The following is a 12,945-nucleotide window of genomic DNA, read 5'->3' as shown; positions in this document are numbered from 1 at the left end:
ATGAACAAAAAAATAGGAAGAGTATAAACGATCTTTTCAGCATATAAATCAGCGGAGCACTCTCTTGACTCGAATCGCCAATTCATTAGGGTTAAAGGGTTTCGGGATAAAGTCGACAACACCAAGATTAAAAGCTTCCAGCACCACTTCTTCTTCTTCACCCAGCGAGCTCAGAACGATGATTGGGACATCAGGAAGTACTTTTTTGGCATGATGAATTATCTCGATTCCAGACCGAAACGGCATCATAACATCAGTGATGATCAAATCCGGATTTTCTGCATCTATAGCTTCTATTCCCTCATTGCCATCTTTGACCAAGACCGTCTCGTACCCGTCTTTTTTTAGTCTAAATTGGACCAAACTTGAGATTAATAAATCATCCTCGATAATCAGGATTTTTTTCATACTGTGGGGCGATTCCAGTGATAAATATAACAGCTTGATTGAAAAAAATGATCATAGTTGACCATTCAACCAAAAAACTCCACCAATTCATTCCTTATGACCACCCTTATTCGCATTTCAGAAGCGAATCTTTGCCACTGATCAAAAATAAACATCCAAAAAATAATTCTATCTGGATTCCGATGGACCTTTTATTAGCTTGCTTAATCATAACAAACCATCAATCCCTATGAGAAAAACACTTCTGAAGGCAAGTGTTCTTAGCTGTATGTTGGGAGGTATCTTAGGTAGCAATCTCGCTTTGGCGCAGAGTGATCCTACCGGCAAAAAGTCCATTACCTCTACTTACGCGATCACCAATGCCACAGTATTCACCAAGCCAGGTAGCGAAGGGAGCAAGGCGACAATTTTGATCAAAGATGGAGTGATCAAAGGCGTCGGAAGTAATCTGTCTCTGCCTGTCGAAGCCAAGGTAATCCCTGGAGACTCTCTATTCATTTATCCTGGATTTATCGATGGCGGTAGCCAGTCCGGTATCTCCAAACCCGAAGATCCAAAACGTCCGGATGATTTTGATTCATCAAGACCATCTGATGAGATCGCAGGCATCACACCATGGAGATCCGCTGTGGACCAATACGATATCAGTTCTTCCCAAGTCGCTGACCTCCGCAAGGCTGGTTTTACCTTGGTACAGATCGTGCCAGACGGTGGTATGATTCCTGGAAAAGCTGCTTTGGTTATTTTAGGTGATGAAAACTCCACCAATGTTATCAAAGAAAACACTGCATTGGCAGCCAACCTGAATGGAGCCCGTGGTATGTATCCAGGTACTCAGGTGGGCGTCATGGCCAAGTTTAGAGATGTCTACAAAAACACTGAACTCACCAAAGGACGAATTGGTACATTCACTTCCAATTCCGGAGTAGTCAGACCTGAATTGACTCCCACCTATCAAGCGATGATGGATGTCATCAGCGGCCAGGTTCCGGTGCTTTTCACTGTAGAAAACGACCTGGAAGTGAGACGGGCCATCAGCCTTCAAAAGGAATTGGGTTTCCAATTGATCCTCACTGGTCTGGAAGAGTATGAAGCTGTCATCGACTTGATCAAGTCTAGCGGAGCCAAAGTTTTGATCCAATTGGCCATTCCAGATGACAAAGCTATCAAAGCTCAAAAAGACGATGCTACTGAAGAAGTAAAAGCTCAGTATGAGAAAGTCAAAGCCGCCTATGATGCAGCCATCGCTCAAGCTGGCAAATTGGAGGAAGCAGGAATTCCTTTCGCTTTCACCACCATCGGCACCAAAGCATCCGATGCGCCTAAGGCTTTGAGAGCCATGATTGAAGCTGGATTGTCAGAAGAAGCTGCTCTAGCTGCCTTGACAACCAACGCTGCCAGTATCCTCGGAGTTGAAAAATTTGCAGGTAGCATCGAGACCGGTAAGTTGGCCAATTTGGTATTGGGTACAGGACCTATCTTCGAGGAAGACACCCAGATCAAACACGTAGTGGTGGATGGTCACTTCTTTGATTATGAGACCAAAAGCAAAAAGAAAAATGCGGACTCTGGTACCTCAGGAGGTAAAATTGAAGGTACTTGGGACTATGAATCAGAAACTCCTGCAGGCTCTTCAGGTGGCAAGATCATCTTCAAAAAAGAAGGAAATGGATATACCGGCAGCATTACTTATGCCAATCCTTCCGGAAATGGCGAAGCTACCGCAGATCTGAGAGATATCTCTTACACAGGTTCTACTTTGACCTTTTCATTTGATGTCAATGCAGGTGGAATGGGCCTTACTGTGGATGTATCTGCAGAAATATCCGGGACAAGCATGGAAGGAAACATGAACATCGGCGAGTTTGGATCTTTTCCTATCTCAGCTACTCTCAATCCAACCCTAATCGCAAATAAGTAAGCCATGAAAAAATTAAGCTATTTTCTTGCTGCACTGGTGGGGATGAGTATGAACTATGCCATCGCCCAAACACCAAAGGGCAGTGTATTGATAAAAAATGCGACTGTATTGACGGTCACCAATGGAACCCATGAAAATACCGATGTATTGGTTCAGGATGGGATCATCAAAGAAATCGGACAAGGAATCAAAGCCCCCAATGGAGTGGAATCCATCGACGCTTCTGGAAAGTATGTGATGCCGGGTATCATAGATGCCCACTCTCACATTGCGCTGGATGTAGTCAATGAAGCCACCTCTCCTATTGTCGCTGAAGTGCGTATGAAAGATGTCGTCAATCCTTACGAAATCGGCATTTACCGATCACTGGCTGGGGGTGTCACCATGTCGCATGCGATGCACGGCTCTGCCAATGTAGTGGGTGGTCAAAATGCAACTTTAAAACATAGATGGGGCATGTCAGATCCTGCTGATATCATCATGCAGGATGCACCGCGTACTATCAAATTTGCTTTGGGAGAAAACCCGACAAGAGTTCACGGTCGTGGAAGAGGAATCCAGCCTAGAAGCCGAATGGGTGTCGAAGCTGTTTTAAGAAACGGTTTCAACGAAGCGCTCCAATACAAAAAAGCTTGGGAAGACTATACGAAAGCCAAATCACAAAAAGGAAATACAGATGTAGCTCCAGCTTACAATGAAAGATTGCAGACATTGGCTGATATCTTGGACGGAAAGATCATCATTCACTGCCACTCCTATAGAGCTGATGAAATCTACATGTTGATCAACGTGGCAAAGGATTTTGGAATCAGCAAACTGGTGTTCCAGCATACCAACGAAGGCTTCAAAGTCGCTCCGGAAATTGCCGAATACACCATGGGAGCTTCCGTATTTGCCGACTGGTGGGCCTATAAGTTTGAGGTGTATTATTCCACAGCTTTCAACGCAGCGATTTTGCAGAAAAATGGGGTGATCACTTCTATCAACTCAGATGACGCGGAGCTGATTCGCCACCTGTATCATGAAGCGGCCAAAACGCAACGCTATGGTGGATTGACTGATGATGAAGCTTTGGCAATGATCACAATCAACCCTGCAAAGCAACTCGGAGTAAGCGATAAAGTGGGTTCTTTGGAAGTAGGAAAACAAGCGGATATTGCCATTTTCGAAGGCCATCCACTTTCTTCTTACACTATTCCACAAATGACCTTTGTAGATGGTGTCAAATACTTTGATATCAATTCGGACGAAAACGATCAAAGACAAAGGGTCAGTCCTACCGAAATGGTAGAACCGATCATGATCTCTCAGGAGACTGCTCACAGATGCATGCAGGATACGGAGCATTTGTTTGAGACAGCTGAGGCTTTGTTCCAAATGCACCAACATTAATCACTCCGAAAAAAAATCACATGAAAAGATATACTAAAACCTTTTTCGCTTTCCTCTTTGCCCTGATTCCAGTACTGGCCATGGCGCAGATTGATGGCGAATTTGTAAAGCCCCGATCTGGAAAATTCCTTTTGCAAAACGCCACCGTTCATACCATCACCAATGGTGTCTTACAGAACACTTCTATCTTGGTAGAAGATGGCAAAATCGCTCAGGTAGGTTCTGGAATCAGTGCAGGTGATGCAGAAGTCATCGATTGTGCAGGATTGGTGATCTATCCGGGAATGATAGATAGCGGTACTTCTCTCGGTTTGATCGAGGTGAGCTCCGTGGCCGAGACAGTTGACAATCAAGAAATCGGAAATTTCACTCCGAATATGCAGGCTTTGACTACAGTCAATCCTAATTCTGAAGCCATTCCAGTGACGAGAGTGTCCGGCGTGACTACGGTATTGACCGTCCCATCAGGAGGTCTTTTCCCAGGTACAGCTGCTTTGATCAATCTAGTGGGCTATACGCCGGATCAGATGTATGCTGGTGCCAAAGCTGTGGTGATGAATTTCCCTAGCTCTGGAAGAAGAGGAAGATGGGATAGACGCTCTGATGAGGACATCAAGAAGGACAACGAAAAAGCATTGAAAGAAGCCAATGAATTTTGGGACAATGCCCTTCAATACCATCAGATGACTGAAAAGGGAGCTACGTTGGACTATTATCCTGAAATGGCCCAATTGGCCAAGGTGGTATCCGGAGAGCTACCGCTATTGATTCAGGTGAATGCAGCTGCAGACATCCAGAGTGCCATCAAATGGGTAGAAGGAAAAGATACCAAAGTCATCTTCAGTGGAGTAGCCGAAGGCTGGAGAGTAGCGGATGAAATCGCCAAATCAGGAATTCCAGTGATCACTGGTCCTGTTCAGGCACTTCCTACTCGAGAGTCAGATCGATACGACGCAGCCTATACCAATGCCGGTAAAATGGCTAAAGCTGGTGTCAAAGTAGCTTTGAGAACAGATGACACGGAAAATGTCAGAAACCTTCCTTTCCACGCTGCATTTGCAGCAGCATTTGGCTTGGGCAAGGAAGAAGCTTGGAAAGCTGTCACCATCAATCCTGCAGAAATCTGGGGATTGGAGGATCAATTGGGTTCTATTGAGGAAGGCAAAATTGCCAACTTGATCGTGTCCACTGAAGATCCATTCGAGACCAAAGCGCAGATCATGCATGTATTTATCAATGGCTACAGAATTCCATTGAGCAATAGACATATCCGTTTGTATCAGGAGTTTCTAGAAAGATCTCTTGGACTGGAAAAAACGAAGTAATACTTTACCCAAAATTAAACCACAAGCAAACCCTTCTTCTTTGAGGGGTTTCTTGTGGTTTTTGTCTTGTATATTGAGCCAATGAAACTCAACCCAACTTACTATCCCCTTCTACTTCTATCCTTGATTTTTGCCTGTACCAAAAGTGAGGATCCAAGAGTCTCCCAAAAAATCGAGGAATTGAGAATGGAAGTTGCTCCAGACAAGCGAGTAGCACTCTGGGACATTTCCTTTGAAAACGACTCCCTAAAAGGCGAAACAGATCAACCGGAAGCTTTCAATTCACTGCTTAAAAGCCTCGATGCAGAAGGCATTTCCTATGTCAATGCCGTAGAGGAACTTCCTCAAGCCGAATTGGGAGACAAAACCCGGGCTTTGGTCACCATCTCCGTCGCCAATATCCGTAGCAATGCCAGACACTCTGCAGAACTGGCCACCCAAGCACTTCTGGGCACTCCCTTGAAAGTGCTGAAAAAAGACGATTCCTGGTACCTGGTGCAGACTCCTGATGGATACCTGTCTTGGGTCGATGCTGCCGGCATCCAATTGATGACTGATGAAGAATTGGCAACTTGGTTTACCAAACCCAAAGTAGTCTTCACTCCCCTTTCCGGTCATATTTGGGAAAGTCCACAAGAAGAGATGATGGTCTCTGATTTGGTAGCAGGAAATATCCTGGTAGCTGAAGAAACGAGCGGAAACTGGATCAAGGTAAGTTTACCGGACGGAAGATCTGGCTGGGTCAAAAGTGAAGCTTTGATGCCTTGGGAGCAATGGATCGCTACCCGCGAAACCAGTGCTGACAAGCTGATCACTACTGCCAAATCCATGATGGGAGTTCCCTATCTCTGGGGAGGCACTTCCATCAAAGGAGTCGATTGCAGCGGTTTTACCAAGACTATTTATTATCTGAATGGAAAAGTGATTCCTCGGGATGCTTCTCAGCAGATTAACGAAGGCGAAGAAGTAGATACTGAAAAGAACTGGGATAATCTCCAAGTCGGAGACCTTTTGTTTTTCGGAGTGAAAGGAACGCCGGAGAAAAAAGAGCGTGTGGTACACGTCGGGATGTGGATCGGAAACAATGAATTTATCCATTCCAGAGGAAGAGTAAGAATTTCAAGTTTTGACCCAAATAGCCCCAATTTCGATGAGTACGAACTCAATCGATATTTGAGAACCAAACGAATCATCAACAAACAATCCGACGGAGTCATTTCCGTCTCCGAACTTTTATCCAATGAATAGACTAACCTTCAACCCTAAAAAGTCCCTACTACTTGGGACGCTGGCCCTGTCACTCACGGCACAGGCGCAGGATGGTTTTTTCCAAAGCCATCAGGAAAAACAAAAAGCCATAGAAAAGGAATACCTGGAAGCGGTGGATTTTGGGAGTTTCAAAGTGCACTTGCAAGAAATCACCAAAAACCCACATATCGCTGGCACCCCGGAAAATGAGCTGGTTCAGCAATACATGGCCAAGGTCATGAGAGAGGCAGGTATGGATGTCAAATTGTATCCCTACGATGTCTATCTTCCCAATCATCCCGGAGAGTCTCACTTGGAGATCGTTTCACCTGTGAAAATGACGCTTTCTCAACAGGAAGCGATCTTAGAGGAAGATCCATTTACAGCAGACGATAGATTGTATTTGGGCTTCAATGCCTTTTCCGGTTCTGGAGATGTGACTGCTGAAGTAGTCTATGTCAACTACGGTACAAGGGAAGATTTTGCAAAGCTCAAAGAAATGGGTGTAGATCTGACTGGCAAAGTCGTCATCGCCCGCTATGGTGGTAATTTCCGAGGCTACAAGGCAAAATATGCGGAGCAAGCCGGAGCAATTGGTCTAGTGGTATATACCGATCCAAAAGACAATGGATTCGTCCGAGGTGATGTCTATCCTGATGGACCCTACTACAATGAAACCACCATCCAAAGAGGCTCTATGCTGACCTTGGACTGGACAGGTGACCCATTGACTCCAAACGAACCTGCTTTGCCACTAGATGGTGATAAAAAGGTGAAAAGATTGGATCCAAAGGATGTGGACTTTCATACCATTCCTGTGACTCCTATCGGATATGGAGCAGCAAAGGAGATCCTTTCCAGAATGACCGGACAGGCTGTTCCCGAAGCTTGGCAAGGAGGCCTTCCATTTGACTATAAAATCGAAGGTGGTTCAGAATTGAAAGTTCGCGTGATGGTCGATCAACCCGTCGATTTCATTCGGGCAAACAATGTCGTGGGTACTTTCAAAGGCTCGAAATATCCTGATGAGTGGATTATTTTGGGAGCTCACTTTGATGCCTGGAGCTTTGGAGCGACAGATCCCAACTCCGGGACAGCGATGCTATTGACTTTGGCAGAAGCCATTGGAGAATTGGTGAAAGACGGAAAAGCCCCAGAAAGATCCATCATGATCGGTCACTGGGATGCTGAAGAACAAGGAGTAATCGGCTCCACCGAGTGGGTGGAAGAAATGAGAGATCAATTGAAGGCAAATGCCATCGCCTATATGAACTTTGACGGTGGGGTAAATGGTAGAAACTTCGGTGCCTCAGCCGCTCCTACTTTGAAAAAGATCATCATGGACGCAGCCAAGGATGTATCCTATCCAGACTCTGCGAAGTCCGTCTATCAAGTATGGGCAGGTAAAAATGAAGAACCTAGAATGGGCAATCTTGGCGGAGGATCTGATCACATCGCTTTCTACATGCACGTAGGTGTGCCTAGTTTGGGTGGCGGTACAGGAGGTTTGACTCCTTATCATTCCAACTATGACAACTTCCACTATTACAGCAAATTCGTAGATCCTAGCTTCAAAATGGGTGGCGCAGTCGCACAGGTATTTGGCTTGGTAGCCTTGAGATTGGCTAATGGGGATGTGATCCCCTTTGACGTGCCTCGCTATGCGCAGGATCTGAAAGGACACTTTGCCAATGCACTTAAAAATGTACAGACAATTGCTCCTGATTTTACAGAATTTGATCAGGCAAGTGCTGCTTTGGCACAATTGGAAGCTAGCTCTAAAGCCTATCAAACTGCCCTAGATGCAGCAATGGCTGCAGGTTCTGTTTCTGAAAAGCAATTGGCGAAAATCAATCAGGAACTGATAGGTTTGGAGAAAAGTTGGATTGATCCTAAAGGAATGTATTATGGAGAGTGGTACAAATCACTGTACGTCTGCAATGACCCCTTCTCTGGCTACGCATCCTGGATTTTACCGGGTATCCAATACGAGGTTGCAATCAATCGAACAGAGAAATTGGAAGAATGGGATGGCAGATATGCAAAAGCGATCTCTTCTTTGGCTAAAAAGATCGATCAGATCACGAAGCAACTTTAAGATAATTCTTTTAGAGTCAGGCTGAGCGGTGTCGAAGCCTATAACGTAAGAATTCCAACGAAAGCCCAGCTGATTAATTCGGTTGGGCTTTTTTGTTGGATTGTTGTCAGGCGCCCCCTGAGTGACTCCACTCAGGGAAAAAAAGTTCTCCACTTGAATAAACACAAGTTTACAATAATTCCTAAAAGAGTTGATTCTTTTAAATTCATCAATCCTTTTTATAAAAATGGGATTCAGTAATTTTCTTTTCTGTCCTTTTTCCTATAGGTGAAAAAGGACCTATCCCGAAAGCTGTACGGGACCACCGCTGTCCATTTTTACGAAATTATACTCAAAATTAAATTGGACCATATGCTTTGAAGTGGTTGGTGACGGATTGGAGTCAAAAAGCGTAAAGAAAATCGGCTAGTTCCGAACTTGTTCGGAAATCCGGCGATTTTTAGCGTTTGACCCAAACCGGCAGAAAATGTCCGAAGGCATTTTCAAGCCAATTCAGGCAAAAGACTTTTGGGTACTTTTGGTCTTTCAAAAGTACCAAGCCTAATAAAAATCTTGGCTTCAATTAAAAAACACATATTTCTATTAAAGGGAAAAATTTGGGTATCCTTAAATTTTAGATAATAGATTTTTGCAGGTGAGCCCCATGAGTGTCTCCATTCATGGATTAATATGAGGAATGTTTTGTTCGTGATGACACGAACAAGGGCCAAGAGAAAGTTATGCTATGAGTGCCTTCATTTTTGGATGATTTATTCCGTTCGTGAAGACACGAACGGGGCTGAGAAAGCCCAACTAAACATCTTGTTTATTCCACCAAAAGGACTTATATTCCAAACAGTTACGGGTTTGTAAACAGAAATCATATGGCTCCACTTATCATCGGAATACTTTTCATCTCACTGGGAATAGCGATGAGATATTTCCCAGGTCTTTTGGCGGGGTTCAATCAAATGTCACAGAGTGAAAAAGAAAACGCCCTCAAAAATGGCTTGCCTACATTTGTATCCATAGCCTTATTCGTGATGGGGATACTATCCATTATTGGCTACTTTGCGGCTATTTGGTTTGACAATCGAACATTGCTCCTGTTAGGGACTTTTGCATCAATTATAGGGGTAATAGTCATCGTCTTTTTTGGAAATTTGCTGAAAAACCGTTGAGGGAAATAGCTTAAATAATTCATTTGGAGACATGTACAAATTCGAAAGAGAAAGTAGCCGCAGGAGTGTCTTCACTCATGGATTAATACAAGGAATATTTCGTTCGTGATGACACAAACGAGGGCTAGAAGAAATAGAAAATGAGGTCCAGTTCTATGTAGAACTGGACCTCATTTATTTATGGTAGAAACGGTTCAATTCACTGCCGCAGCTGCATTCAAATTACCATAACCGTATTCAGAATTTTTAGAAGGATATAAATCGGAAGTCTCCCGCATCTTTCGCAAGACCTGAGCCCTACTCCATCCCGGATACTTGGCCCAAACTAAAGCCGCTATACCAGAGGCTGTCGATGTGGCCACTGACGAACCACCCACTGTCGAAGGAGTATCACTATACAGAGCGGTAGTCAAGGGTTTGGTATTGCTTCCAGATCGCTCCATCACTACTGTAAACTCCACTTTGGAACCTGAATGACAAGTATCACATCTTTGATAACCAGCCCCTTCTTTTACTCCGGTCACAGCGACGGTTTCAGCCATAGTTGCCGGAAAGATCACCCCAAACCAGTTGGTGAACGTGGTGGAAGTCCCAGCGGCAGCAAAAATCAATTTACCACGATTGTAAGCATATCGGACAGCATCTGCCACTTTGGAATTGGAAAACACATCGCCGATTGACATGGAAATGATCTTCACATCTGATCTTTTTCCCAACAGCACCAAAGCCTCAGCTACTCCATCTTTTTCATTACCACTGTTTACGATCACATCACTAGTACCTCTTACCGAGATCAAATTGGAACTATAGGCTACTCCTACAGCATTTCCTACCGAATTCCTCGGTGAGGCGATTACTCCTGCCATGGCTGTACCATGGCCACATTGATCATCGGGACCGTCGTATTTTTTCCACCACCACATGCCCGTTTGATAAGTGCCAAACTTTGAGACAGTTCTACCTGTGGAAAATCCTGAATTAAAAGAAGCATTCAACAGAGGCTGATCGGGAGAAAGCCCCGTATCGATCACACCCACGGTAATACCAGCACCCGTACTTTGTCCCCATGCAGCTGCAATCCCCATATCGTCATAATTCCAAGAAGACTTGGCTGAGGGACTGATCACTACATAATCAGATGAAGCTACATTTTGAGGTTCATTTTCACAACCAGAATCACTTAAATAGCGAGCATCTGGGCTGCTTGCATCCAAAAGTGCATAGTCAAACTCATAGCCTCTCGGTTCCAAATAGCGCACCTCTCCTAGCTCCCGAAGATTGCTCAACACGTCTATGTCTGTCACTTTCACTTCTAGATAAGGAAGATCAGCATGAATCCTTGCAGACTCGGCCCCCAGACGCAGGCTTGGATTGTGAGGTTTGGCTTGACTCTGCTCCACCACCTGCACTACTTTACTTGCAGCAGATTGCCATCTAGGATCTGATACTTCTTCTATTCCAATTCTAGAATTTGCCAGAGACTCACCCGAAGGTTGATAGCCGATCGTCAATGTAGAGTCTGAGTGCATCAGTGCTGACCAAACCAAAAGATCGCTTTGATCGGCCCAGACGAAATCCCCCGTTTCATTGAGTGATTTCAAAATCAGTTGATCAATATCCGACTTAGGAACAATAGATTCCTGACGCTCAAGTAGCTCCACTTCGGAGACCAATGGCATTTCTTCTTCCTTACATGCCTGGAAAATCATTGCTAAAAAAAACAGCAATGAAAGAATTTTACTATAATTTTTCATTGTAAAAATGGGTTTATATAAATGATATTCAGGAATTTACAAGATTTCCTAAAAAATAACAATTGATAAAAACTCCGGTAGAAATAGAATTAAAGAAACGTATATATCCGCATTTGCACCACAATCCTAATTTCCTTTGCTTATCATGGCTGGATGACCGATGACGGATGACCGAAGTTTGCTAGAATTGTACTTCAAAATTACTTTCTAGCCGGTCGCTGATTAAACTGGCAAGATTGTGTACAATCATATAAAGAAATACCGGGAATTCGTCTTCGGAGAAATAGGATAGAAATAGGCATCTGAAGAAATACATTTTGCTAGTGAAGTCACAAAAACTCTGTGTTGATCTGCGAATTTTTCTTCGATGATCTGTGGGAGAATATTCAGAGAAATAGGCTTCGCGAAAAAATGTAGAAATACGCCTTCGGCGAAATACATGAGTTAGTACTCTAAATATTTCACGACCGGAGGAAGTGTTTTTCTATTGTATTGCAAAAGAGAAAATCAAAACTCCACTTTCTCCAACTGCTCCTTCAAATAAGCCTTAAGTTCTTCTCCCTCTTCTACCTTGATCTCACCCGGAAGCCCCATGACAAACCTCCCGATTCCTGGTAAATGCGGTACTTCTCCTTCAAAAAAGTACTGATTTCTATTTTTAATAAACAAGAAAGGCTTGGCATTGGCATGCTCTTCCAGCATCAATTGATAGGCTTTTTTACTCAGCTTCAGTTTCACCTTGAAACGCTTCTTGCCCGTAAAGCCAAATAGGCTTTCCTCAGGCAACTCATGTTTCGCCGCAAACTTCCAAGAATCCGAACAGATCAGTACCTCTCCGATTCGCTCGATTTTAAAAATCTTCATGGATTTACTTTCCACTTCAAAAGCATGAATGGATTCATAATTACTGGAAAAAGCCACCGGCTCTACCAATCTATCACTGACCGAATCAGAATTGAGAGAATAATACTCCCTCAAAAGTATCTGTTTTTGACCTTGTATAGCCTTTCCGATTTCATCCACCAATCTTCCCAAATTGGCCTTGAACAGCTCCGCCGTTCCTTGCTTGAGTTCTGATCTCAACTGCAACTTTTGTAGAATAGAATCCTTCAACAAGTTCTTTTTGCCCTGAGACTCAATCAGGCTTTGAAGCCACTGACTCTCCTCCGCAGAGAAAGCCCCATAATGCATGGCAGGATCCTGCCCTACCGGCTCTTTGAGCTTGTATTTGCTAAACTCCTTGATTACTTCAAAGCCCAAAGCTTCCAGCAATTTGAAATAGCGGTAGATGGTTCGCTCGTCTGTTTCCAGCAATTCAGCCAAACGATGCACAGGCTTACCGATTGTCCCCTGCAGAAGGTTAATCAATTTGAATACACGAAGGATTTTTTGCTGTTCTACTTTACCTGCCTGAGCCATAGTTTTGCGATTAAAAGGTTTGTAAAAATAGTTCAAATTGTCAGGCTTGGATATATTGATGACAGTATTTGTCACAAAGACTTTTTAGGCTTTTGATTTCATAAGCCCCTAAATCATTCAATTTGCTCCAATCTCTATTCACTCTTTTTCAAAAATTGTGAGCACAATGAAGCTAAATGAAAGACCCTTTATGTCCTTCGGTATATTTGACTATTTTTAC

General features: G+C 43.8%; 9 protein-coding genes. 6 read left to right on the top strand and 3 right to left on the bottom strand.

Annotation, left to right across the window (positions count from 1 at the left end; all coding sequences use genetic code 11):
* Positions 1–48: 48 nt before the first annotated feature.
* Positions 49–408 carry a response regulator transcription factor gene (locus G460_RS0102980; RefSeq protein WP_026953977.1) on the bottom strand — a complete coding sequence of 120 codons (360 nt, stop codon included), beginning with the start codon at positions 406–408 and terminating at the stop codon, positions 49–51.
* Between the two features lie 229 nt (positions 409–637).
* On the opposite strand from G460_RS0102980, the gene G460_RS0102975 reads away from it, so the two are divergent.
* The 6 genes from G460_RS0102975 to G460_RS0102950 all read left to right on the top strand — a co-directional run bounded on the left by G460_RS0102975 (position 638) and on the right by G460_RS0102950 (position 9,552).
* On the top strand, positions 638–2,329 hold the full coding sequence (locus G460_RS0102975; protein WP_245578688.1) for an amidohydrolase family protein: 1,692 nt from the start codon (positions 638–640) through the stop codon (positions 2,327–2,329).
* A gap of 3 nt (positions 2,330–2,332) precedes the next feature.
* On the top strand, positions 2,333–3,721 hold the full coding sequence (locus tag G460_RS0102970; protein WP_026953975.1) for an amidohydrolase family protein: 1,389 nt from the start codon (positions 2,333–2,335) through the stop codon (positions 3,719–3,721).
* Between the two features lie 20 nt (positions 3,722–3,741).
* Positions 3,742–5,046, top strand: a complete 1,305-nt coding sequence (locus G460_RS0102965; protein ID WP_026953974.1) for an amidohydrolase family protein — start codon at positions 3,742–3,744, stop codon at positions 5,044–5,046.
* An 81-nt stretch (positions 5,047–5,127) separates the two neighbouring features.
* Positions 5,128–6,294: a C40 family peptidase gene (locus G460_RS0102960; protein ID WP_026953973.1), complete on the top strand. Its 1,167-nt coding sequence runs from the start codon at positions 5,128–5,130 to the stop codon at positions 6,292–6,294.
* Complete coding sequence (locus G460_RS0102955; RefSeq protein ID WP_026953972.1) at positions 6,287–8,392, top strand: M28 family peptidase; 2,106 nt, start codon at positions 6,287–6,289, stop codon at positions 8,390–8,392. Before G460_RS0102960 ends, G460_RS0102955 begins: the two co-directional genes overlap by 8 nt.
* Positions 8,393–9,255: 863 nt before the next feature.
* On the top strand, positions 9,256–9,552 hold the full coding sequence (locus G460_RS0102950; protein ID WP_026953971.1) for a DUF3784 domain-containing protein: 297 nt from the start codon (positions 9,256–9,258) through the stop codon (positions 9,550–9,552).
* A 194-nt stretch (positions 9,553–9,746) separates the two neighbouring features.
* Here G460_RS0102950 and G460_RS0102945 read toward each other — a convergent pair whose 3' ends face one another.
* On the bottom strand, positions 9,747–11,306 hold the full coding sequence (locus tag G460_RS0102945; protein WP_026953970.1) for a S8 family peptidase: 1,560 nt from the start codon (positions 11,304–11,306) through the stop codon (positions 9,747–9,749).
* A 507-nt stretch (positions 11,307–11,813) separates the two neighbouring features.
* Positions 11,814–12,725 (bottom strand): helix-turn-helix transcriptional regulator, encoded by a 912-nt coding sequence (locus tag G460_RS0102935; protein ID WP_026953968.1) that lies wholly within the window; start codon positions 12,723–12,725, stop codon positions 11,814–11,816.
* Positions 12,726–12,945: the final 220 nt, after the last annotated feature.

The sequence above is a fragment of the Algoriphagus vanfongensis DSM 17529 genome (assembly GCF_000429465.1).
GTDB lineage: Bacteria > Bacteroidota > Bacteroidia > Cytophagales > Cyclobacteriaceae > Algoriphagus > Algoriphagus vanfongensis.
This window is presented reverse-complemented; position numbering and strand designations above follow the sequence as displayed.

Coding starts and splice junctions, on each gene's coding strand:
- G460_RS0102965 (WP_026953974.1), top strand. CDS start 3,742: ATGAAAAGATATACTAAAACCTTTTTCGCTTTCCTCTTTGCCCTGATT.
- G460_RS0102970 (WP_026953975.1), top strand. CDS start 2,333: ATGAAAAAATTAAGCTATTTTCTTGCTGCACTGGTGGGGATGAGTATG.
- G460_RS0102955 (WP_026953972.1), top strand. CDS start 6,287: ATGAATAGACTAACCTTCAACCCTAAAAAGTCCCTACTACTTGGGACG.
- G460_RS0102960 (WP_026953973.1), top strand. CDS start 5,128: ATGAAACTCAACCCAACTTACTATCCCCTTCTACTTCTATCCTTGATT.
- G460_RS0102975 (WP_245578688.1), top strand. CDS start 638: ATGAGAAAAACACTTCTGAAGGCAAGTGTTCTTAGCTGTATGTTGGGA.
- G460_RS0102935 (WP_026953968.1), bottom strand. CDS start 12,725: ATGGCTCAGGCAGGTAAAGTAGAACAGCAAAAAATCCTTCGTGTATTC.
- G460_RS0102980 (WP_026953977.1), bottom strand. CDS start 408: ATGAAAAAAATCCTGATTATCGAGGATGATTTATTAATCTCAAGTTTG.
- G460_RS0102950 (WP_026953971.1), top strand. CDS start 9,256: ATGGCTCCACTTATCATCGGAATACTTTTCATCTCACTGGGAATAGCG.
- G460_RS0102945 (WP_026953970.1), bottom strand. CDS start 11,306: ATGAAAAATTATAGTAAAATTCTTTCATTGCTGTTTTTTTTAGCAATG.